Origin of the sequence: Streptomyces sp. NPDC048278, from assembly GCF_040652195.1 — a bacterium.
Taxonomy (GTDB): Bacteria; Actinomycetota; Actinomycetes; order Streptomycetales; family Streptomycetaceae; genus Streptomyces.
Genome location: NZ_JBEZLP010000011.1, coordinates 279,095 through 302,840 on the forward strand (window position 1 = coordinate 279,095; position 23,746 = coordinate 302,840).

Below are 23,746 nucleotides of genomic sequence, written 5' to 3' on the forward strand. Positions count from 1 at the left end.
CTCACGGGGCACGACTCAGGCGTGGGTGGCATGGCGGCGCACAACACAGCGGGTCCGGGCATGACCAACCCGCGACCGTGTACTAGAGTTATCTCGACATCGAGATATCTGCCTAGGCGCACCGTAACCGCCACCCTGGTTAGGCATGCCTAACTTAGCCTGACCTTACTGGATTGGCCAAGTCGGCGTGGCGGCACGATGACGGTGGTACGCGCACATCAATGAAGGAGACTGTCGTGTCGGCGAACAGCTTCGACGCCCGCAGCACGCTGCAGGTGGGCGACGAGTCGTACGAGATCTTCCGGCTGGACAAGGTGGAAGGCTCGGCTCGCCTTCCGTACAGCCTGAAGGTGCTGCTGGAGAACCTGCTCCGCACTGAGGACGGCGCGAACATCACCGCCGACCACATCCGCGCCCTCGGCGGCTGGGACTCGCAGGCCCAGCCCAGCCAGGAGATCCAGTTCACGCCGGCCCGCGTGATCATGCAGGACTTCACCGGCGTTCCCTGTGTCGTGGACCTCGCGACCATGCGTGAGGCCGTGAAGGAGCTGGGCGGCGACCCGGCGAAGATCAACCCGCTGGCCCCGGCCGAGCTGGTCATCGACCACTCCGTCATCGCCGACAAGTTCGGCACCAACGACGCCTTCAAGCAGAACGTCGAGCTGGAGTACGGCCGCAACAAGGAGCGCTACCAGTTCCTGCGCTGGGGCCAGACCGCGTTCGACGAGTTCAAGGTCGTCCCCCCGGGCACCGGCATCGTCCACCAGGTGAACATCGAGCACCTCGCCCGCACGGTCATGGTCCGGGGCGGGCAGGCCTACCCGGACACCCTGGTCGGCACCGACTCGCACACCACCATGGTCAACGGCCTCGGCGTGCTCGGCTGGGGCGTCGGCGGCATCGAGGCCGAGGCCGCCATGCTCGGCCAGCCGGTCTCCATGCTCATCCCGCGCGTCGTCGGCTTCAAGCTGACCGGTGAGCTGAAGCCGGGCACGACCGCCACCGACCTCGTGCTCACCATCACCGAGATGCTGCGCAAGCACGGCGTCGTCGGCAAGTTCGTCGAGTTCTACGGCGAGGGCGTGGCCGCGACCAGCCTCGCCAACCGCGCCACCATCGGCAACATGTCGCCGGAGTTCGGCTCCACCGCCGCGATCTTCCCGATCGACGACGAGACCCTGAACTACCTGCGCCTGACCGGCCGCTCCGACCAGCAGGTCGCGCTCGTCGAGGCGTACGCCAAGGAGCAGGGCCTCTGGCTGGACCCGAAGGCCGAGCCCGACTTCTCCGAGAAGCTGGAGCTGGACCTCGCCACGGTCGTCCCGTCGATCGCCGGTCCGAAGCGCCCGCAGGACCGGATCGTCCTGGCGAACGCCGCCGAGCAGTTCAAGAGCGACGTCCGCAACTACGTCGCCACCGCCGACGAGGCGGGCGAGGAGTCCTTCCCGGCCTCCGACGCCCCGGCCGCCGCCAACGGCGTGCCGACCAACCCGGTCACCGTCACCGCCCCCGACGGCACCACGTACGAGATCGACCACGGCGCGGTGACCGTCGCGGCCATCACCTCCTGCACCAACACCTCGAACCCGTACGTCATGGTCGCCGCCGCCCTGGTGGCCAAGAAGGCGGTCGAGAAGGGCCTGACCCGCAAGCCCTGGGTCAAGACCACCCTCGCCCCGGGTTCGAAGGTCGTGACGGACTACTTCGAGAAGGCCGGTCTGACGCCCTACCTCGACAAGGTCGGCTTCAACCTGGTCGGCTACGGCTGCACCACCTGCATCGGCAACTCCGGCCCGCTGCCGGAGGAGGTCTCCAAGGCCGTCAACGACCACGACCTGGCCGTGACCTCGGTCCTCTCCGGCAACCGGAACTTCGAGGGCCGGATCAACCCCGACGTCAAGATGAACTACCTGGCCTCCCCGCCGCTGGTGGTCGCCTACGCGCTCGCGGGCTCCATGAAGGTGGACATCACCAAGGACGCCCTCGGCACCGACCAGGACGGCAAGCCGGTCTACCTGGCCGACATCTGGCCGACCGAGGCCGAGGTCAACGACGTCGTCGCCAACGCGATCGGCGAGGACATGTTCAACAAGTCCTACGCCGACGTCTTCGCTGGCGACGCCCAGTGGCAGTCGCTCCCGGTCCCGACCGGCAACACCTTCGAGTGGGACGCCGAGTCGACCTACGTCCGCAAGCCCCCCTACTTCGAGGGCATGCAGCACGAGCCGTCCCCGGTCACCGACATCGCCGGCGCCCGTGTCCTCGCCAAGCTCGGCGACTCGGTCACCACCGACCACATCTCGCCCGCCGGTGCCATCAAGGCCGACACCCCGGCCGGCACGTACCTCACCGAGCACGGTGTGGAGCGTCGTGACTTCAACTCCTACGGCTCCCGCCGAGGCAACCACGAGGTCATGATCCGCGGCACGTTCGCCAACATCCGCCTGCGCAACCAGATCGCGCCGGGCACCGAGGGCGGCTACACCCGCGACTTCACCCAGGCGGACGCGCCGGTGGCGTTCATCTACGACGCCTCCCGCAACTACATCGAGCAGGGCATCCCGCTGGTCGTCCTGGCCGGCAAGGAGTACGGCTCCGGCTCGTCCCGCGACTGGGCCGCCAAGGGCACCGCGCTGCTCGGCGTGAAGGCCGTCATCGCCGAGTCGTACGAGCGCATCCACCGCTCGAACCTGATCGGCATGGGCGTCCTGCCGCTCCAGTTCCCGGAGGGCCAGAACGCCGAGTCCCTCGGTCTGACCGGCGAGGAGACCTTCTCCTTCACCGGCGTCGAGGAGCTCAACAACGGCACCACCCCGCGCACGGTGAAGGTCACCACCGACACGGGCGTCGAGTTCGACGCGGTCGTCCGGATCGACACCCCCGGTGAGGCCGACTACTACCGCAACGGCGGCATCATGCAGTACGTGCTGCGCAGCCTGATCCGCAAGTAGGCGCAAGAGGTCCGTGAGGGCCGCGTCCCCGGTGACCGGGGACGCGGCCCTCCGCGTTTCCCGCCGCTCCCGACGGGTGTTGTCCGCCCGTGACATCGTCAAAGCTCAGTCGGAACACAGGGTTCCCTCAGCGAACCGGCACAGACTTGCTACATGTCTGCCACCGCAGGGGCCCGAACCGGCCGAGTCCGCGTTCTGATCGTCGACGACGAGCCCGGACTCACCGAGCTGCTCGCCGCCGCCGTCGCCGACGCGGGCTGGCGCCCCTACCCCGCGCTCGACGGGCAGACGGCACTTCGGCTGGCCCGCGGCTGCGCCCCGCACGCGGTGGTGCTCGACGGGATGCTGCCCGACCTCGACGGCCTCCAGGTGCTGCGCAGACTCCGCTACGAGATGCCACGGCTGCCCGTCCTGATGCTCACCGCCCGCGACGCCGTCGAACACCGTATCGACGGCTTGGAGGCGGGGGCCGACGACTACGTCACCAAGCCCTTCTCCCTGGAGGAGGTCGTGCTGCGGCTGCGCGGGCTGCTGCGCCGGGCCGGCAGCGAACAGCCCCCCGTCGACGACGCGGTACGCGTCCTCGGCGACCTGGTGCTGAGCGGCGAGTCCCGCGAGGTGCAGCGGGCCGGCACCCCGATCAGGCTCACCGCCAAGGAGTTCGACCTGCTCAGCCTGCTCCTCGACCATCCGCGCCAGGTGCTCAGCAAGGCCCAGATCCTCGACCACGTGTGGAGCACCTCCTTCGACGGCGGCGGCAACCTCGTCGAGGTCTACATCTCCAGCCTGCGCCGCAAGATCGACCGGGGCCGGGCCCCGATGATCCACACCGTGCGCGGCATGGGCTACGTCGTCCGGCCCGTGGAGGACGGCAGATGACCGCCCGGCTGCGGAGCCGGTCGCTGCGCACGCGACTGCTCGTCTTCATCACCGCCGTTCTGGTCTGCGTGTGCGCCGCGATCGCCCTGACCACCGTGTTCGCCCAACGCGCCTATCTGATGGGCAATCTGGACAACCAGGTCGGCGACGCGGCCGAGCGCGGCGTCGGCGGCGCCGCCCTGCACCCGGACCTCACCCGCGACCTGACCTTCCTCAACGAGAGCGGCCACCCGGCCGGCATGCTCGCCGCCCGCCTGGACGCCGAGGGCGACATCATCAGCGCGGCCGTCGTCAGCCAGGACGCGCCCCCGCGCTCCCTCACCGCGGCCCAGACCGGCGCCCTGAAGGGCCTCGCACAGGACGGTTCCACCCACACCCGCCAGGTCCCCGGCCTCGGCACCTACCGGGTCACCGCCCTGAACGCCGACGGTGTGCGGGTCCTGGCCGGCCTCCCCATGGACGACGTACTGGACACCATCAGCGGCCTGGTCGAGGTCGAGATCGCGGTCGCCGTCGTCGGCCTCACGGCCGCCGGCTGCGTCTGCGCGGTGGTGATACGACGCCAGCTGCGGCCCCTCGGCCGGGTCGCCGCCACCGCCGTCGAGGTCTCCCACGCGCCGCTCGGCCGGGGCCAGGTGACCGGCCTGACCCGGGTGCCCGAGCGGGACACCGATCCCGGCAGCGAGGCCGGCCAGGTCGGCGCCGCCCTCAACCGGATGATCGACCACGTCGAGGCGTCCCTGGCGGAACGCCAGCACAGCGAGGAACAGGTGCGCCGCAGCGAGGAGCGCATGCGCCGCTTCCTGGCCGACGCCAGCCACGAACTGCGCACCCCGCTCGCCTCGATCGCCGGGTACGCCGAGCTCATGAACCGCGGCACGGACCGCATCGAGCCCGGCCTGGCCTGGCGCCGGGTCAACGCCGAGTCGGCCCGGATGCGCAGCCTGGTGGAGGACCTGCTGCTCCTGGCCCGCCTCGACGAGGGCCGCCCGTTGCAGTCCGCCGAGGTGGACATGGCCGCGCTGGTCGCGGAGGCGGTGTGGGACGCACGGGCGGCCGGTGCCGACCATGTCTGGCAGCTGGAGCTCGACCTCGACCTCGACGACGGCTCGGCACTGGTGCTGGGCGACGAGGCCCGCCTGCACCAGGTGGTGGCCAACCTGCTGGCCAACGCACGGGTGCACACCCCCGCCGGCACGACCGTGACCGCGTCCGTCGAAGCCACCCGCACCACCTGCGTGATCCGGGTCCGCGACGACGGCCCCGGCATCCCGCCCGCCCTCCTGCCCACCGTCTTCGAACGCTTCACCCGGGCCGACACCTCCCGCACCCGCGCCGGCGTCCTCGAAGGCGGCTCGGGTCTGGGCCTGGCGATCGTCGACGCGATCACGACGGCCCACGGCGGCCGTATCGACGTACAGAGCGCGCCGGGCCGTACGGAGTTCACCGTCGAGCTGCCGACCGCCGAACCCCTGCCCACGGACACGGCGGTACGGGCCCGCCCGGCGTCGGTCTAGGAAGCACCGTGCCGGAAGGGGGGATCAGAATCCGACGAGAGCGTCGAGGTCGATCTGGACAGGGAACGGCACTTCGGTGACGAGCTTGCCGCGGTGTACCGGGTGCAAGGGGGCGGGAAAATAGGAGTGTGTGTCGGCGTTGAGCCAGTACTCGTGGGTTGCGAGCCGTCCATCCTGGTCGAGTTCGACACGCCAGTAGAACGGAACACCCGCCGTAGCGAGGAGCGCCGGCTTTCGTACCCGGTCATCCTGACGGGACCCGGGGGAGACGACCTCCACGACGAGGGTGAGCTTGTCCACCGGAACGCATTCGAGCTCCAAGAAGTCCAGCCCCCGTGGGTCGAAGACGATCACATCGGGTTTGTTGACGTTGAGGTCATCGACCATGACGCACTGCTCGGCCACGACCTCGTAGGGCTCGACTCGCGCTGCTTCGAGGGCGATCAGCATCTTGTCGCGCACTCGGTTGTGCCAGAACCTGGTCCGTCCTCGAACCACGATTCGTCCGTCCACTAGTTCCCAGTCGAAAGGCAGCTCCAGGTTCTTCACCTGGTCGAACGTCCAGCCGTCAGCAGGCGGGAACATCCAGTTGTCCTCGTTGGCCGGTCCCTGCCGGCGTGTCGTCATCACTGCTCCCATGGGCGAGAGTGTGGACGCGGTGACGCGTCGTGATCCTCTGTACGAAGGTATCGCCACTCGAAGCGGTGAAGCCATGCCGCGCCGTTTACACCTGCCCCCGTCCGCGCTAGCTTCACAGGGGAGTGGGGTGGGAGCGCTCCCATCGAAGGTCGCGGCGGACCGGAACCCGCCCGGCATGCCGGGTCCGCTCCCGCCCCGCGTTCGTCTCCGTGACCCGCGCACGACCGTCCACCCCACACAGAGGGAATTGCCTGTCATGGCTATGACAAGAAAACCCCGATTACCCCTCCCCACCCGAGGCCGAGCCCTCTTCCTCACCCTGCTCGCCCTCCTGACCACCGTCCCCGCCCTCGCCCTGATCCTCGCCGCGGGCGCCCCGGCCCAGGCGCACGGCACCCCCATGAAACCCGGCAGCCGTACCTTCCTGTGCTGGCAGGACGGGCTCACCGACACCGGTGAGATCAAGCCCGTCAACCCGGCCTGCAAGGCGGCTCAGCAGGTCAGCGGGACCACGCCGTTCTACAACTGGTTCTCGGTGCTGCGTTCGGACGGCGCCGGCCGCACCCGCGGCTTCGTGCCGGACGGCTCGCTGTGCAGCGGCGGCAACCCCAACTTCACCGGCTTCGACCTGCCCCGCGACGACTGGCCGGTCACCCACCTCACCTCCGGTGCGACCGTCGACTTCTCCTACAACGCCTGGGCGGCGCACCCGGGTTGGTTCTACGTCTACGTCACCAAGGACGGCTACGACCCGACGAAGCCGCTCACCTGGGACGAGATGGAGGACACCCCGTTCCTGACCGTCGACCACCCGCCGCTCAACGGCACCCCGGGCACGGTCGAGGCCAACTACTCCTGGACCGGGCAGCTTCCGGCGAACAAGACCGGGCGGCACATCATCTACATGGTGTGGCAGCGCTCGGACAGCACGGAGACCTTCTACTCCTGCTCGGACGTCGTCTTCGACGGCGGCAACGGCGAGGTCACCGGCATCCACGACCCGGGCAACCCCACCGAGCCCCCGCCCGGCACCTGCACCGCCACCCGGACCACCACCAACAGCTGGCCCGGCGGCTACCAGTCCGAGGTCACCGTCACCAACAGCGGTGACGTCCCGATGCTCGGCTGGATGGTCGACTGGACGCTCCCCGGCGGCCAGTCGGTGGCCAGCCTCTGGAACGGCAACGCCACCTACAGCGGGCAGGACGTGATGGTCCACAACGCCGACTGGAACGGCTCGCTCAGCCCCGGACAGAGCACGACGTTCGGGTACGTCGTCCAGGGCGACGGCGGGGACAGCGCAACCGGCCTGCCGTGCCAGGTCGGTTGACGCGCGCGATCCGCTCTGGGCGGACCCGGTGTCGGTGCACACCGGGTCCGCGAGCCGGGCAGGCGAGGGGGGTGGGCGGCCTGTCCGGGGAGGAGTTGCTCGTGGTGCCTCGTGCGCGTCTGCTGTGCGGCTTGTGTCGACGCCGTGACGGGCGACAACGTTGTCTCATGGTCTGTACATGACTCTACCGTTCCAACCGACAACGATGTCAACCCACTTCGGATCACCCGACCGGGTGAAACGGGGCCGTGCCGCCGCCGGCATACGCGGTCTTCCGTGTTACCGGTGGCGCACGTTACTGTCCCTGCGGCTTGTGCGACCTGTGGTGCGCGACCCGTCCGAAGGAGGAAGGGCCGCGTCATGCGTTTCCGACCCCTGTCCCTGCTGCTGGCCGCGGTACTCGCCGCCGGCGGTGCCACCCCCGCCCTCGCGGCGACGACCACGAGCGCACCACCCGAACTGGTCAAGGACCCCACGGCGTACGTCGACCCGCTGATCGGCAGCAGGAACGGCGGCAACACCTTCCCGGGCGCCGTCATGCCCTTCGGCATGCTCTCCTGGAGCCCGGAGAACACCAGAGGCGACGCGACCAGAACGGCCGCGCCCGGCGGCTACCAGTACGACGCCACCCGCATCCGCGGCTTCAGCCTGACCCACATGTCCGGCACCGGCTGCGCGGGCGGCAGCGGCGACATCCCGTTCTTCCCGTACGCGGGCGAGGTCACCTCGTCCCCGGCGAGCGACACCAAGGACGCCGTCTACGCCTCGGACTTCAGCCACACCGACGAGACCGCCGAGCCCGGCCACTACGAGGTCGGCCTCGCCTCCGGTGTCACCGCCGACCTCACCGCGACCACCCGCACCGGCTCGGCCCGCTTCACCTACCCGGCCGACAAGCCCGCCTCCCTGCTGATCCGCACCGCCAACTCCGAGGTCGGCTCGGCCGATTCGACCGTCACCATCGACCCGGACACCCGCACCGTCTCCGGCTCGGTCACCTCCGGCGACTTCTGCGGCTACCTCGACCCCGAGGGCCGACGCTCCTACTACACCCTCTACTTCACCGCCCGCTTCGACCGCGCCTTCACCGCCACCGGCACCTGGCAGGACGACCGGCTGAGCCCGGGCTCGACCACCGCGTCCGGCGGCACCGGCGGCTTCGCGGCGAACGGCGGGCGGCCGGTCGCCGGCAAGGGCGCCGGTGGATACGTCCGGTTCGCGCCCGGCTCGGGCCCGGTGAACGTCAAGGTCGGCATCTCGTACGTCAGTCAGGCCGCCGCCGCGGCGAACCTGCGGGCGGAGAACCCGCCGCGGCGCTCCTTCGACGCCGTCCGCGACGCGGCCCGCAGCGCCTGGCGCGACCGCCTCGACGCCATCCGCGTCGGCGGCGGCACGGACGCCGACCGCACCACCTTCTACACCGCGCTCTACCACTCGCTCTTCCACCCGAACGTCATCAGCGACGCCGACGGCCGCTACCGGGGCAGCGACGGCACGGTGCACCACGTCGCCCGGGGCCACCGGGCGCAGTACGGCACCTTCTCCGGCTGGGACGTCTACCGCGACCAGGTCCAGCTGCTGACCCTCCTGGACCCGCGCACGGGCTCGGACATCGCCCAGTCGCTCTACGAACTCGCCCGGCAGAACGGCGGGGTCTGGGACCGCTGGCTGCACGGCGCGAGCGGCACCCACGTCATGAACGGCGACCCGGCACCGACCGCGCTCGCCGGCATCCGCGCCTTCGGCGGCACCGACTTCGACCTGAAGGGCGCGCTGGGCTCGCTGGTGAAGGCGGCGACGGTCCCGACGGCCCAGGACCTGTCCGCGGCCGGAAAGCCGGTGCTGTCGGTCGGGCAACGACCCTCGCTCGACAAGTACCTGGCCCACCACTACATGCCGTCCGTGTCGAACGCCTGGGGCGGCGCCGCCGAGACCCTGGAGATGTCCACCGCCGACTTCTCCCTCTCCCAGCTCGCCGCGGCGGCCGGGGAGAAGGAGACGGCGGCCACCTTCGCCGGCCGCTCCCAGTGGTGGCAGAACACCTTCGACATCGCCGCCGACCCGACCGGCGGCTACATCGCCAACCGCAAGGCCGACGGCAGCTGGGTCACCGGCTTCACCCCGGCCACCGGCAACGGGTTCGTGGAGGGCACCGCCGCCCAGTACACCTGGATGGTCCAGCACAACCCGGCCGGGCTCTTCGCCGCGATGGGCGGCACCGACAGGGCCCTCGCCCGCCTCGACGCCTTCTTCCACGACAGCGACGGCAGCTGGGCCTTCACCGGCAGCGGCGGCGACAAGTCCGAGCTGGACAACGAACCCTCGCTCAACGTGCCCTACCTGTACGACTACGCAGGCGCCCCCTACAAGACCCAGGAGACCGTCCGCGCGGCGATGACAGAGCTCTGGTCGACGCAGCCCGGCGGCATCCCCGGCAACGACGACCTCGGCGCGATGTCCTCCTGGTACGTCTTCTCGGCGCTCGGCATGTACCCGCAGGTCCCGTCCCGCGCCGAACTCGTCCTCGCCTCACCCCTGTTCGAGCGCGTGGAGATCGACCGCCCGGGTGGCAACGACATCTCGATCCACGCGCCGGGAGCGGCGGCGGACGCGCCCTACGTCCAGTCCCTGAAGGTCGACGGCCGTCCCGGCGACCGTCCTTGGCTCGACAGCTCGTTCGTCCGCGACGGTGGCCGCCTGGACTACACCCTCTCCGCCACCCCGAACCGCACCTGGGGCACGGCCTCCGCGCCGCCGTCCTTCCGGACCGGCGAGCAGCCGTACCAGATCGGCGTCGGTCCGACGGCCGCGACGATCGCCCCCGGCGACAGTACGACGCTCACCGTCCGCGCCCTGTCCCTGTCCGGCGGCAGCGGCCCCGAGGTGCGCTTCCGCGTCGAGACACCGGACGGCGTGTCGGCCACTCCCGCGGAGGGGACGGTCACCGGCGGCTCCCAGCGGATCACTCTCGCCACCACCGCGGGCACCGGGCAGGGCTACTACGACGCGAAGGTCACCGTCACCTCGGCCGACTCCTCCTACGTCCAGCCGGTCGCCCTCACCGTCGCGGCCCCCGGCACCCTCCTCGCGGCCTACTCCAACACCGGCGTCTCGGACGACTCGGGCGACCACGACGAGGCCGACTTCGACGGCGGCGGCTGGAGCTACTCCCGCCAGGCCCTCGCGGCGGCCGGCCTCACCCCGGGCACCCAGGGCACGGTCGACGGCCTCGCCTACACCTGGCCGAACGCCCCCGCAGGCCGCCCCGACAACGCGACGGCCACCGGCCAGTCCATCGAACTCCCCACCCCTGCGCACGCGTTGTCCTTCCTCGGCAGTGCCACCAACGGCAACCAGTCCGCCCGGGCGACCGTCGCCTACACCGACGGCACCACCGCCACCGTCGACCTTTCCTTCACCGACTGGACCATCGGCGGCGGAGGCGGCACCGTCCAGTACGGCAACGAGATCGTGGCGACGACCGCGTACCGGAACGTGGCCGGCGCGGACAAGGACCCGGTACCGACCCACGTCTTCGCGACCAGGCCCTTCACCGCCCCGGACGGCAGGACCGTCAAGAGCGTCCGGCTGCCCGACAACGGTGACCTGCACGTGTTCGCTCTCGCCACCGGCTGACCGCCGGACGACGGAGAGGGGGCGGGCCCGAACGGGCCCGCCCCCTCGGTCGTGCAGCCGGCTCAGGCCAGCAACTCCACCTCCGCCAGGGTCGATTCACTGTCCAGGACGAGCCGGTAGTGGGCGTACGTACCGGGCTTCTGGACGGTGAACGCCCGTGTCTGGAGGTCCCAGTCGAAGGACTCACCGGAACGCTTGTCCACGGTCCGCCACTTCGTGCCGTCCGTCGACGCCTGGAGGGTCCAGCCGGTCGGGGCCTTGGTGCGGTCGGACGGTGAGGTGAGGGTGTACTGGATGCCCTTGGCCGACCCGGTCACCGGCAGGTCGACCGACGTCACCGTGTCCTCGGTGGCCGAGGTGTTGTCGAACAGGGAGCCGTCGGCCTTCAGGACGTCCGCGCGCGGGGCCGGGACCTTGTCGTCCTGGGTGATGGAGACCGGGGCGGCGTTCTTGCCGGTGCCCCACTTCGACGGCTTCGCGCCCATCGCGAACTCGACGACCCCGCCCTGGGAGATGAGGGAGTGGGGGAGCGAAGTCGACGTCCAGTTCTGGCCGTTGACCCGGACGCCTTGGACGTAGACGTTCTTCGCGCTGTTCTGCGGGGCCTTGATCACCAGGTCGTGGCCGTTCTCCAGGTGGACCGTCGCCTTCTTGAACAGCGGGGAGCCGATCGTGTAGTCGCCGCTGCCCATCACCAGCGGGTAGAAGCCGAGGGCCGAGAAGAGGTACCAGGCCGACTGCTCGCCGTTGTCCTCGTCGCCGTGGTAGCCCTGGCCGATCTCGCTGCCGAGGTAGAGCCGGGAGAGCGCCTCACGGACGTAGGCCTGCGCCTTCCAGGGCTCGCCGGCCGCGTCGTACATGTAGATGACGTGGTGGGCGACCTGGTTGGAGTGGCCGTACATGCCCATCCGGACGTCCCGGGCCTCGGTCATCTCGTGGATGACCCCGCCGTAGGAGCCGACGAAGTCGGGGGAGGCCGTCTCGGGCGTCGCGAAGAACTCGTCGAGCTTGTCGGCGAGGCCGGACCGGCCGCCGTACAGGTTGGCCAGGCCCCGGCTGTCCTGCGGGGCGGTGAAGGCGTAGCCCCAGCCGTTGGTCTCGGTGTAGTCGTAGCCCCACACGCGCGGGTCGTACGTCGCCGAGTCCACCCGCCAGTCGCCCTGGGCGTCCTTGCCCTGGAAGAAACCGGCCTTGGAGTCGAAGAGGTCCACGTAGTCCTGGGCGCGGTTGAGGAAGTAGTCGGACTCCTCCTTGTAGCGTTTCTCGCCCGTCTTCCTGTACAGCGCCTTGCCCATCTCGGCGATGCCGTAGTCGTTGACGTATCCCTCCATCGCCCAGGACAGGCCCTCGCGGGTGTCGTCGCTGGTGTAGCCGAGGAAGGGGGAGGTCGACATGCCCTTGCGGCCGACGCCCGAGGAGGGCGGCACGACGGTCGCGTTCTTCAGGGCCGCGTCGTAGGCCGCCTTCGCGTCGAACTTCACGCCCTTGACGTAGGCGTCCGCGAAGGCGACATCCGAGGAGGTGCCGGTCATCAGGTCGGCGTACCCGGGGGAGGACCAGCGCGAGGTCCAGCCGCCGTCCTTGTACTGCTGCACGAACCCGTCGACCATCTCGCCGGCCTGCGAGGGTGTCAGCAGGCTGTAGGCCGGCCATGTCGTCCGATAGGTGTCCCAGAAGCCGTTGTTGACGTACACCTTGCCGTCCACGATCTTCGCGCCGGTGTGCGTCGGGGTGTCCTGGCTGGTCATCGGCGAGAAGGGCGAGGCGTACTGGTACGTCGAACCGACCTTCTCGAAGCCCGAGTTGGGGTACAGGTACAGCCGGTACATGCTGGAGTAGAGGCTGGTCAGCTGGTCGGCCGTGGCGCCCTCCACCTCCACCTTGCCGAGCAGCCTGTCCCAGACCTTCTGTGCCTGTGCCTTGACCGTGTCGAAGGAGGTGCCGTCCGGGATCTCCTGGCGCAGGTTGTCCTTGGCCTGGTCGACGCTGATCAGGGAGGTGGCCAGGCGGAGCGTGACGGTGTGGTCGGCGCCCGCGTCGAAGCGCAGGTAGCCCTTGACCCCGGCCGCGTCGCCGCCCGTCACCGGCTTGTCGAAGACGCCGTAGACGAAGAGCCGGGTGGCGCCGGTCGACAGGCCCGACTTGACGTCGGAGTAGCCGGTGACGATCCCGTGCTCCTTGTCGAGGGTCAGGCCCGCCTGCTCGGTCACGTTGTCGAAGATCACGCTCGCGTCGTCGCCCGGGTAGGTGAAGCGCAGCGCCGCCGCGTGGTCGGTCGGCGTTATCTCCGCCTTCAGTCCGTTCTGGAACGTGACCCCGTAGTAGTACGGCCGTGCGGTCTCGTTCTCGTGCCGGAAGGCCAGCTCGCGGGCCTCGCGGCCGGTGTCCGGGGTGCCGGAGGCGGCGGAGGGCATCATCTGGAAGGTCTGCCGGTCGCCCATCCAGGGGCTCGGCTCGTGGCTCGCGCTGAACGCCTGGATCGTCGGCAGGTTGTCGTCGTTGTTCGCGCGGGCGTATTCGTACAGCCAGCTCTCCGAGGACGCGTTGGTCACCGGCGTCCAGAAGTTGAAGCCGTGCGGCAGGGCCGTCGCCGGGAAGTTGTTGCCGCGCGAGAAGCTGCCGCTGGAGTTGGTGCCGCGGGTGGTCAGCGCGTAGTCGGACAGATGCGCCTTCGGCTTCTCGGGGGCCACCGGCTTCAGCGACACGTCGTCGAGCCAGCCGCGGAACTTGGCCGGCCCCGCGGGGGAGTCGTAGCCCACCAGGATCCGGTCGACCGTCTTGCCGGCCGCGACCGAACCGATCACCGACGAGATGTCGTTCCACTGGTTGACGTACAGCGCCTTCGACATGCCCTGCGCGCGCGGTGACAGTCCGAACCCGTGCTGGTCGACCGCTCCGAGGTCGCTCAGGTAGGTGCCGTCCGTGAAGGCCAGGTCCACCGCCACGTAGGTGGCGTCGTAGTCGAGGTCGCCGTCGGCCATCGACGGGAAGATCCGGTACGCGAGCCGGGTGTCCCGGCCGACCTTCACGTTCACGTCGAAGACCTTGTTGTACGAGTACGCCCGGCCGGTCGCCGTGTGCCGTCCGGCGTAGCGCAGCGCGTGCGTGCCGGTGAACCCGGCCCGCGCCTTCGCGGTCGGCGAGCCGCTCGGGCCCCTGTCGACCAGCGAGAGCATGTCCTGGGGCACCGGACCGCCGCTGCCGCCCGTGGAGAACTGGACGTCGGCGATCTGGAGGATGTCGGGGGCGCCGTTGTTCTTCGTGACGTCGAGCCGGAAGTGCTGGTACTCGGCGGGTGCGGCGAGATCGTACGACCTGGTCTGGAACCGCTCCGTGAAGGCCTCGCCGCTGCGGGTGTCGACGGTCTTCCAGTCCTTGCCGTCCGTCGAGCCCTGGAGGGTCCAGTCCTTCGGGTCGCGCTCGTCGTAGTCGTTGGCCGAGGTGAGGGCGTAGGTCACCAGCTTGATCGGCTTGTCGAAGTCGAACTCGACCCAGCCGGTGGGCTCGAAGGTGAGCCACTTGGTGCCCGACTCGCCGTCGACGAGGTTCTCCTTGACCTCGCCCGCACCGGTGTTCTCGCCGCTCGCCCGTACGTCGGTCACGTGGTCGGTGACGTTGCCGGGGATGCCGGTGCTGTAGCCGCCGTCCACCCCGGCGGCGCGCGGGGTGCCGCTCGGGTCGGTGTCCACGGTGTCGGTCCAGTCCGGTGACGGATCGCCAGACTCGAACGAGGATGCGAACTGCGTCGCGGCGGCCGGTGCCTTCGCCGGCAGCGCCACCGCGGCTCCCTGGGAGCCCAGGGTCATGACTACGGCGGCCGTGAGCACGACCGCCGTACCAGATCCGTGTCCTGTTCTTCGCTGCGTTCTCCGCTGCATCACAACGGGTACCCTCCCTGCCACATGAGACAACGTTGTCAGCTGCGTGGCGCAGGAACCAGTAGGTGGTCAAGTGACCCGTGATGTCAAGGGTGTTGGCTGCGGCATTCAGGGGTGTATGTCGCCTCTTTTTCCGGCAAGGCGTACAGAGATCGCTCATATTTCCGACAGGTCTCAACTAGGAAAAGACCCATGGCCAACCTTGCATTCGATCTTGCCCCGCCGACGGGAAGTGGACTATACCTGTCGGCGTTTCCCGCACGACTTCCTGCACGACCCAGCACTACCCGACCGCGGTGCCGGGGAGGATCCGGTTCACCGCCTGAGTCCTGGAGAAGGCGAGGACTTGAGCATGGGATCCACCTCCGCATCGAACCCCGGTTCCGAGGGTGTCGGCCGTCGCGATCTGATCAGGCGTTCGGCCGCACTCGGCCTCCTTTCCGTCCCCACCGTCGGATTCCTCTCCGCCTGCGCCAGCAGCGGTGGCGGCGGCCAGTCCAAGGACAAGGCCGGCAAGAAGACGGCCAAGAACCCGCTGGGCGTCAACGACACCGCGCAGATGGAATTCGTCCTCTTCGACGGCGGTTTCGGCAAGGAGTATGCCGAGGACGCGGTGAAGATCTACGAGAAGGACTTCCCGAAGGCCAAGGTCAAGTTCTCCGCCACCCAGAAGATCCAGTCCACCCTCCAGCCCCGCTTCAACCAGGGCACCCCGCCGGACCTCATCGACAACTCCGGCGCCGAGCAGATGGACATGGGCGTCCTCGTCGGCAAGAACCAGCTGGCCGACCTCACCCCGCTGCTCGACGCCCCGTCGTACGACGACCCGAACAAGAAGGTCCGTGACACGCTGCGCCCCGGCATCGTCGAGATGGGCCAGTTCGACGGCGACCCGGTCTGGATCATGTACTACGCCTACACGGTCTACGGCGTCTGGTACTCGCAGAAGGCCCTGGACTCGCTCGACGCCGAGTACCCGCAGACCTGGGACCAGATGATCGCCGTCTGCGAGAAGGCCAAGAAGAAGGGCATGGCCGGCTGGACCTACGCCGGCAAGTACCCCTACTACATCCCCTTCTCGCTCTACCCGATGATCGGCAAGGTCGGCGGCGTCGAAGTCCTGAACGCGATCGACAACCTGGAGCCGAACGCCTGGAAGCACCCGGCCGTCAAGGCGTGTTTCGAGGCCTACTACGAGCTCTACAAGAAGGGCTACATCCTCAAGGGCACCCCCGGCCTCGACCACATCCAGTCGCAGACCGCCTGGGCGCAGGGCAAGGCCCTGTTCATCCCGAACGGCTCCTGGGTGGAGAACGAGTCGGCGAACGTCATCCCCTCCGACTTCAACCTCGCCGTCTCCGCGCCCACCGGCATCGACAAGAACGACAAGATGCCGTTCGGCACCATCTGGGCCTCCGGCGGCGAGCCCTTCATCGTCCCGGCCAAGGCCGCGAACGCCCAGGGCGGCATGGAGCAGCTGCGCATCATGCTCAGCGAGGCGTCCTCGAAGAACTTCACGTCGAAGGTGAAGTCGCTGACCGCCTACAACGGCGGCACCGAGGGCATCACCCTCACCCCGGGCCTCGGCTCCGGCGTGGCGGCGCTCAAGCTGGCCGGGTCGAACGTGGTCAATCCGCGGCTCCAGGACTGGTACGTGCAGCTCCAGAAGGAGAAGATCGGAGTCGCCGGTCTCGGCGAGATGATGGCCGGCCGGCTCACCCCGGCGGAGGCCGTCAAGAAGATCCAGGGCTTCGCCGACGAGGCCGCCAAGGACACCACGATCAAGCACTACAAGCACCAGTAACCAGAAGACCCTCTCGGCACCGGAGTGGCGATGCAGCACGGCAAGTACCGGTTCATCGTGGGGTTCCTGGCGTTGCCCCTCGGACTGTACGCGCTCTTCGTGGTGTGGCCGTTCGTCCAGTCCATCTACTACTCGTTCACGGACTGGACCGGCCTGAGCCCCGAATTCAAGATGGTGGGCCTGGACAATTACCGGAGGATGCTGCACGACGACGTCTTCTGGAAGTCCTTGCAGCACAGCTTGATGTTCGCGGTCGTGCTGCCGCTGGTGACGATCAGTCTGGCGCTGTTCTTCGCCTTCATGATCAATGTGGGCGGGCGGAGAAGGAGGGGCGGCCCGGTCGTCTCCGGGGTCCGGGGCTCCTCCTTCTACAAGATCGTCTATTTCTTCCCGCAGGTGCTGTCGATCGCGATCGTCTCGCTGCTGTTCGCCTTCGCCTACAACCCCGACAGCGGCGCGATCAACTCACTGCTCCGCGGAATCGGTCTGGACAATATCCAGCCACTCTGGCTCGGCGACCCGAGCCTCGCCCTGTGGTGCGTGATGGCGGTTCTGGTCTGGTCGACGGTCGGCTTCTTCGTGGTCCTCTTCTCGGCGGGCATGGCGTCCATCCCCACGGACCTCTACGAGGCCGCCCTGCTCGACGGCGCAGGTCGTGCCACCACCTTCTTCCGCATCACGCTGCCGCTGCTGTGGGACACCGTGCAGTCCGGCTGGGTCTACATGGGCATCCTCGCGCTCGGCGCCGAGTCGTTCGCAGTCGTACAGATCATGACGACAGGACCGGGCGGCCCGGACTACTCGACGACCGTGATGGTCCTGTACGTGTACCAGAAGGCGTTCCGGGACGGTCAGGCCGCCTACGCCACCACCATCGGCGTCGCCCTGCTCGTCGTCACGCTCGCTTTCGCGGCGGTCGTGATGCGGCTGGGCCGTCGCGAGCGGCTGGAGTACTGAAGCGATGACGACGACCGAGACCGACACCACCGTCACGAAGATCGACGTCCCCGCGCCGAAGCCGCCCCGGCCCAAGCGCGAGGGCGGGGTCCTCAACGTCTTCTCCCACGGCATCCTGGTCCTCTGGGCGGTCATGGTGGTCACGCCGCTGCTGTGGGCGGTGATGACGTCCTTCAAGGACGACCGGTCCATCTTCACCTCGCCCTGGGCCCTGCCCGACCGGCTGCACTTCGAGAACTGGGCGCGGGCCTGGACCGACGCCAACATGAGCGACTACTTCCTGAACACCGTCCTGGTGGTCGGCGGCTCGCTCATCGGCACCCTGGTCCTCGGCTCGATGGCCGCCTACGTCCTGGCCCGCTTCGACTTCCCGGGCAACCGCTTCATCTACTACCTCTTCATCGGCGGCATGAGCTTCCCGATCATGCTCGCGCTGGTCCCGCTGTTCTACGTCGTGAACAACCTGGGCCTGCTGAACACGATCCACGGCCTGATCCTGGTCTACATCGCGTACTCGCTGCCGTTCACGGTCTTCTTCCTCACGGCGTTCTTCCGCACGCTGCCCACCTCCGTGGCCGAGGCCGCCTTCGTCGACGGCGCCTCGCACACCCGCACGTTCTTCCAGATCATGCTGCCGATGGCCAAGCCCGGCCTGATCAGCGTCGGGATCTTCAACTTCCTCGGCCAGTGGAACCAGTACATGCTCCCCACGGTCCTCAACACCGACCCCGACAAGCACGTCCTCACCCAGGGCCTCGTCCAGCTCGCCGTCAGCCAGGGCTACAAGGGCGACTGGTCCGGCCTCTTCGCCGGCCTGGTGATGGCGATGCTCCCGGTACTCGCGGCCTACATCGTCTTCCAGCGCCAGGTGGTGGCGGGCCTGACGGCGGGCGCTTTGAAGTAACGAAGTATTTGCGCCCCCAAAGGGGCGCGGGGAACTGCGCGACCAGCCACGACGCACCCGCGCCCGACCACGGTTCCCCATCGGCGCCCCCAGACCAGTGGCCTAGACATGTCCATCGCATGTCCCGCAAGCGACCTCCGAACCGCCAACGATTTCTGTCAAGGACTTGACGGCGGTAACCCGTTCAGCAGAGCTTGGAGTTCATAACTTGTAAGTGGCCCGGTCTCAGTGAGGTGATCTGGGTCACGTTGGCGGCACCGTGGCCGCCTCCGATGGCGGGAGTGGATGGGTCGATGGAGACTCCGGGGTCGCAGTCGTCGCTGCACCGAGCCAACCTGGAACGTGTCGTACGGGCCGTACGCCTGGCCGGATCGCTCACGCAGGCGGAGATCGCGCGCACGACCGGCCTCTCGGCCGCAACGGTCTCCAACATCGTGCGCGAGCTCAAGGACGGCGGAACCGTCGAGGTCACGCCGACCTCCGCCGGTGGCCGCAGGGCCCGCAGCGTGAGTCTGAGCGGTGACGCCGGCATCGTCATCGGCGTCGACTTCGGCCACACCCACCTGCGCGTCGCGATCGGGAACCTCGCCCACCAGGTGCTGGCCGAGGAGTCCGAGCCCCTCGACGTGGACGCGTCGTCCAGCCAGGGCTTCGACCGGGCGGAAGAGCTGGTCAACCGCCTGATCGCGGCGACCGGCGTGGACCGCTCGAAGATCGCCGGCGTGGGCGTCGGCGTCCCCGGCCCGATCGACGTGGAGTCCGGCACCCTCGGCTCCAGCGCCATCCTGCCGGGCTGGATCGGCGCGAGACCCGCCGAGGAGCTCCGGCTCCGCCTCGGCGTCCCCGTGCACGTCGACAACGACGCCAACCTCGGCGCCCTCGGCGAGCTGGTCTGGGGCAGCGGCAAGGGCGTCCGTGATCTCGCGTACATCAAGGTCGCGAGCGGTGTGGGCGCCGGTCTGGTGATCAATGGGAAGATCTACCGGGGCCCCGGCGGCACGGCGGGCGAAATAGGACATATTACACTCGACGAGTCCGGCCCGGTCTGTCGCTGCGGCAACCGCGGCTGCCTGGAGACCTTCGCGGCGGCCCGCTACGTGCTGCCGCTGCTCCAGCCCGGCCACGGCCCCGACCTGACCATGGAAGGCGTCGTACGGCTGGCCCGGGACGGCGACCCGGGCTGCCGTCGTGTGATCGGCGACGTCGGCCGTCACATCGGCAGTGGAGTGGCCAATCTCTGTAACCTGCTGAACCCCAGCCGGGTGGTCCTCGGCGGCGACCTCGCCGAGGCCGGAGAGCTGGTCCTGGGGCCCATCAGGGAGTCCGTGGGGCGCTATGCGATCCCCAGTGCCGCACGCCAGCTCTCGGTGCTTCCGGGGGCCCTCGGCGGCCGTGCCGAGGTGCTCGGGGCGCTCGCTCTCGCGCTCAGCGAGATGGGTGATTCGACCCTTCTGGACGGCTCTGTTCCGGCTGTTGCACCTGTCTTCACTTAGAGAACGCATGGCGCCGTTGCCATCTCGTTAAGTATTTACTTCTTGACGTCGAACTTGCGGCCGAGTTGACTTCGAGCCACCTCGGCCGCAGCGTTGCGGCCCTGTCAGGGAGGCACCCCCAAATGAACGCAACGATGCGTAGAGTCGTGATCGGCACCGCCGCGGTTTCCATGGCGCTGTCCGTCGCCGCCTGTGGCAAGGCCGGCGACGACAAGAAGAGCGACTCGAGCAGCAGCAGCTCCTCCGGTGGCAAGACCATCGGCCTGCTGCTCCCCGACAGCGTGACCGCGCGCTACGAGAAGTTCGACCACCCGTACTTCGAGGCCCAGGTCAAGAAGCTGTGTGCCGACTGCACGGTCGACTACGCGAACGCTGCCGGTGACGCCGCCAAGCAGGCCCAGCAGGTCAGCACCATGGTCACCAAGGGCGTCAAGGTCATCGTGATCTCCGCCCAGGACTCTGCGGCCATCAAGTCCTCCATCGACGCCGCCGTGGCCAAGGGTGTCAAGGTCGTCGCGTACGACCGCCTCGCGCAGGGCAAGGTCTCGGCCTACGTCTCCTTCGACAACGTCAAGGTCGGCGAGCTCCAGGGCCAGGCCCTGCTGGACGCCCTCGGCTCCAAGGCGACCACCAAGTCGAAGGTCGTCATGATCAACGGTGACGACGCCGACCCGAACGCCGCGCAGTTCAAGTCGGGTGCCCACAAGGCCCTGGACGGCAAGGTCGACATCGCCTACGAGCAGTCCGGCCTGTGGAAGGACACCGTCGCCGCGCAGAAGGTGAAGGCGGCCATCACGCAGCTCGGTGCCAAGAACATCGCGGGCGTCTACTCCGCCAACGACGGCATGGCCGGTGGTATCGCCACCACCCTCAAGGGCGCCGGCATCAGCGGCATCCCGCTGACCGGTCAGGACGCGGAGCTCGCGGGCATCCAGCGCATCGTCGCCGGCACCCAGTCCTCCACCGTCTACAAGGCGTTCAAGCCGGAGGCCGACGCCGCCGCCACGATCGCCGTGGACCTGCTGCAGGGCAAGAGCATCGACTCCCTCGCCACCGGCACGCAGACCAGCGGTTCCGGCGACAAGGTGCCCTCGCAGCTGCTGACCCCGGTGTCGGTCACCAAGGCCAACATCAAGGACACGGTGATCAAGGACGGTCTGTACACCGTCTCCGACATCTGCACCAGCGAGTTCGCCAAGGCCTGCAAGGCCGCCGGCCTCCAGTAGCCCCGCCCCGGAGCCGCCGGGCTCCGGTCGCCAGCGCCCGGGTGGTCGCAGTACGACACCCGGGCCCCGGCCGCCCGACGCGCAGGCCCTTCCACAAGGTGCCCCGGCCGTCCGGCGGTCTCGCGAAACCCCTCCGACGCCCGCTCCGGCCTTCATACCCCGCTGCCGGAGCGGGCGTCGGACGGACCCGTTGCCAAGCGCAGCGGATTCGCGCATGTTCATCTTGTAAACCGCGTGCGTACCCCGACCACAGTCCGAGGTACCGCACGACCCTCCGCGCCTGATCACCAAGCGCGGCATCCCCGCCGGTCAGGCGGCGAAGGAGATGGTTCACGTGTCCGCTACGCCCGTGCTGGCGTTGCGCGGAGTCTCCAAGCGATTCGGTGCGGTCCAGGCCCTCACCGAAGTCGAACTGGAGGTCCACGCCGGAGAAGTGGTCGCCCTGGTGGGCGACAACGGCGCAGGAAAGTCGACCCTGGTCAAGACGATCGCGGGTGTGCACCCCATCGATGAGGGCGTCATCGAGTGGGAGGGCAACTCCGTCAGCATCAACAAGCCGCACGACGCCCAGGGACTGGGCGTCGCGACGGTCTACCAGGACCTCGCGCTCTGCGACAACCTCGACGTGGTGGGGAACCTCTTCCTCGGCCGTGAGCTGCTGCACCGCGGCGTCATCGACGAGGTGACGATGGAGAAGCAGGCCCGCGAGCTGCTGAGCACGCTCTCCATCCGCATCCCGAGCGTGCGCATCCCGATCGCCAGCCTCTCCGGCGGTCAGCGTCAGGTCGTGGCCATCGCCCGCGCCCTGATCGGCGACCCCAAGGTCGTCATCCTCGACGAGCCCACCGCCGCCCTCGGTGTCGAGCAGACCGCTCAGGTCCTCGACCTGGTCGAGCGGCTGCGCGAGCGCAACCTCGCCGTCATCCTCATCAGCCACAACATGGCGGACGTCAAGGCGGTCGCGGACACCGTCGCCGTGCTGCGTCTGGGCAAGAACAACGGTTTCTTCCCCGTGAAGAGCACCAGCCAGGAAGAGATCATCGCCGCGATCACGGGTGCCACGGACAACGCCGTGACCCGTCGTTCCGAGCGACGCACCACGGAGGCGGCAAAGTGAGCGAGACGTCGAACAAGACCGTGCAGGGCGACGAGTCGCCCCAGCTCGACAAGACCGAGGCGGCCACCGAGGCCCCGACCACGGTCGCTCCCGCCGACGACCCCACGGCCGCGCCGGTCACGGTCGTCGACCCGCGGCTGCTGGTCCGTGAGGAGGGCTTCAAGGGCTACCTCACGGAGTTCAAGCGCCGGGTGAAGGGCGGCGAGCTGGGCTCGCTGCCGGTGGTGGTCGGCCTGATCATCATCTGGACGATCTTCCAGGTGAAGAACAGCCTGTTCCTCAGCGCGGACAACCTCTCCAACATCAGCTACTTCCTCGCGGCCACCGGCATGCTCGCCATCGGCCTCGTGTTCGTGCTGCTGCTCGGCGAGATCGACCTGTCCGTCGGCTCGGTGAGCGGTCTGGCCTCCACGGTGTTCGCCGTACTGGCGGTCAACCACGGCATGAACCAGTGGCTGGCCCTGATCCTCACGATCATCACGGGCATCGGCATCGGCGCCCTGCACGGCTGGTTCTTCGCCAAGATCGGCGTACCCGCGTTCGTGGTCACCCTGGCCGGCTTCCTCGGCTGGAACGGTCTGATGCTGTGGCTGCTGGGCTCCAGCGGCACGATCAACATCCCGGCCGACAGCGGCCCGGTGAAGCTCCTCGGCCAGAGCTCCTTCTTCATGGACCAGGCCATCATCGGCGCCTACCTGCTGGCCGGCCTCGGTGTCGTCCTCTCGGCCCTGGGCCAGTTCAACGAGCAGCGCCGGCGCCGTGCGGCGGGTGTGCCGTTCCGGCCCACCAGCGAGATCCTGATCCGCGTCGCCCTGCTCGCGATCGCGTCCTTCGTGGCGGCGGCCGTGCTGAACAACGCGTCCGGTGTCTCCAACGCGCTGGTGATCTTCCTCGCGTCGCTGGTCGTCGTCGACTTCGTGCTGCGTCGTACGACGTACGGCCGCAAGGTCTTCGCGGTCGGCGGCGGCATCGAGGCGGCCCGCCGTGCGGGTATCAGCGTGCCGATGGTCCGGATCACCGTGTTCGCGATCTCCGGCGGCTTCGCGGCCATCGGCGGCATGTTCTTCGCCGGCCAGACCGCGAGCGCCACGCTGAACGCCGGTGGCGGCAACACGCTGATGCTCGCCATCGCGGCGGCCGTCATCGGTGGTACGTCGCTGTTCGGCGGCCGGGGTACGGTCTGGTCCGCGCTGCTGGGCATGCTGGTCATCCAGTCCATCCAGACCGGTCTCGACCTGCTGAACATGAACACCTCGATCCAGTACATGATCACCGGTGGTGTTCTGCTGGGTGCGGTGGTCATCGACTCGGTCTCCCGCAAGAGCCAGAAGGCCGCCGGCCGCGGCTAGCGCCGTGGTGGCGCGGGGTGCGCTGCCAGGTGCCGGTCCGCCGTGGCTGGCCGCGCAGTTCCTCCC

At 68.8% G+C, this 23,746-nt stretch carries 14 protein-coding genes; 12 read left to right on the plus strand and 2 right to left on the minus strand.

Annotated features, from left to right (window positions below; translation table 11 throughout):
• The first annotated feature begins 236 nt into the window (after window positions 1–236).
• From acnA to AB0D74_RS21430, 3 genes are all read left to right on the plus strand, one after another.
• Window positions 237–2,951 carry an aconitate hydratase AcnA gene (gene acnA / locus AB0D74_RS21420; protein ID WP_362588992.1) on the plus strand — a complete coding sequence of 905 codons (2,715 nt, stop codon included), beginning with the start codon at window positions 237–239 and terminating at the stop codon, window positions 2,949–2,951.
• Between the two features lie 153 nt (window positions 2,952–3,104).
• Complete coding sequence (locus AB0D74_RS21425) at window positions 3,105–3,830, plus strand: response regulator transcription factor (RefSeq protein WP_362588995.1); 726 nt, start codon at window positions 3,105–3,107, stop codon at window positions 3,828–3,830.
• The gene (locus tag AB0D74_RS21430) at window positions 3,827–5,347 is read left to right on the plus strand and encodes an ATP-binding protein (RefSeq protein ID WP_362588998.1); all 1,521 of its coding nucleotides are present in this window, start codon (window positions 3,827–3,829) and stop codon (window positions 5,345–5,347) included. The genes AB0D74_RS21425 and AB0D74_RS21430 overlap by 4 nt, the downstream gene beginning before the upstream one ends.
• 24 nt (window positions 5,348–5,371) lie before the next feature.
• Here AB0D74_RS21430 and AB0D74_RS21435 read toward each other — a convergent pair whose 3' ends face one another.
• The gene (locus AB0D74_RS21435) at window positions 5,372–5,986 is read right to left on the minus strand and encodes a Uma2 family endonuclease (protein WP_362589001.1); all 615 of its coding nucleotides are present in this window, start codon (window positions 5,984–5,986) and stop codon (window positions 5,372–5,374) included.
• A gap of 262 nt (window positions 5,987–6,248) precedes the next feature.
• Between AB0D74_RS21435 and AB0D74_RS21440 the strand changes: the two genes are divergently transcribed.
• Window positions 6,249–7,316 carry a lytic polysaccharide monooxygenase gene (locus AB0D74_RS21440; RefSeq protein ID WP_362589086.1) on the plus strand — a complete coding sequence of 356 codons (1,068 nt, stop codon included), beginning with the start codon at window positions 6,249–6,251 and terminating at the stop codon, window positions 7,314–7,316.
• A gap of 360 nt (window positions 7,317–7,676) precedes the next feature.
• Entirely contained in the window at window positions 7,677–10,952 is a 3,276-nt protein-coding gene (locus tag AB0D74_RS21445) for a GH92 family glycosyl hydrolase (RefSeq protein WP_362589004.1), read from the plus strand.
• 62 nt (window positions 10,953–11,014) lie between these two features.
• Here AB0D74_RS21445 and AB0D74_RS21450 read toward each other — a convergent pair whose 3' ends face one another.
• A complete protein-coding gene (locus tag AB0D74_RS21450) occupies window positions 11,015–14,758 on the minus strand; it encodes a GH92 family glycosyl hydrolase (RefSeq protein ID WP_362589007.1) in 3,744 nt (1,247 codons plus the stop codon).
• 424 nt (window positions 14,759–15,182) lie between these two features.
• Here AB0D74_RS21450 and ngcE point away from each other — a divergent pair, with 424 nt between their 5' ends.
• From ngcE to AB0D74_RS21485, 7 genes are all read left to right on the plus strand, one after another.
• Window positions 15,183–16,634 carry an N-acetylglucosamine/diacetylchitobiose ABC transporter substrate-binding protein gene (ngcE, locus tag AB0D74_RS21455; RefSeq protein ID WP_362589010.1) on the plus strand — a complete coding sequence of 484 codons (1,452 nt, stop codon included), beginning with the start codon at window positions 15,183–15,185 and terminating at the stop codon, window positions 16,632–16,634.
• A gap of 30 nt (window positions 16,635–16,664) precedes the next feature.
• Entirely contained in the window at window positions 16,665–17,591 is a 927-nt protein-coding gene (locus AB0D74_RS21460; protein WP_362589013.1) for a sugar ABC transporter permease, read from the plus strand.
• A gap of 4 nt (window positions 17,592–17,595) precedes the next feature.
• On the plus strand, window positions 17,596–18,495 hold the full coding sequence (locus AB0D74_RS21465) for a carbohydrate ABC transporter permease (protein ID WP_362589016.1): 900 nt from the start codon (window positions 17,596–17,598) through the stop codon (window positions 18,493–18,495).
• A 293-nt stretch (window positions 18,496–18,788) separates the two neighbouring features.
• Window positions 18,789–19,988 (plus strand): ROK family transcriptional regulator, encoded by a 1,200-nt coding sequence (locus AB0D74_RS21470; protein ID WP_293993554.1) that lies wholly within the window; start codon window positions 18,789–18,791, stop codon window positions 19,986–19,988.
• Between the two features lie 122 nt (window positions 19,989–20,110).
• Complete coding sequence (locus AB0D74_RS21475) at window positions 20,111–21,214, plus strand: substrate-binding domain-containing protein (protein WP_362589020.1); 1,104 nt, start codon at window positions 20,111–20,113, stop codon at window positions 21,212–21,214.
• Window positions 21,215–21,539: 325 nt separating this feature from the next.
• On the plus strand, window positions 21,540–22,331 hold the full coding sequence (locus tag AB0D74_RS21480; RefSeq protein WP_362589023.1) for an ATP-binding cassette domain-containing protein: 792 nt from the start codon (window positions 21,540–21,542) through the stop codon (window positions 22,329–22,331).
• Window positions 22,332–22,351: 20 nt separating this feature from the next.
• The gene (locus AB0D74_RS21485) at window positions 22,352–23,680 is read left to right on the plus strand and encodes a sugar ABC transporter permease (RefSeq protein WP_362589089.1); all 1,329 of its coding nucleotides are present in this window, start codon (window positions 22,352–22,354) and stop codon (window positions 23,678–23,680) included.
• Window positions 23,681–23,746: the final 66 nt, after the last annotated feature.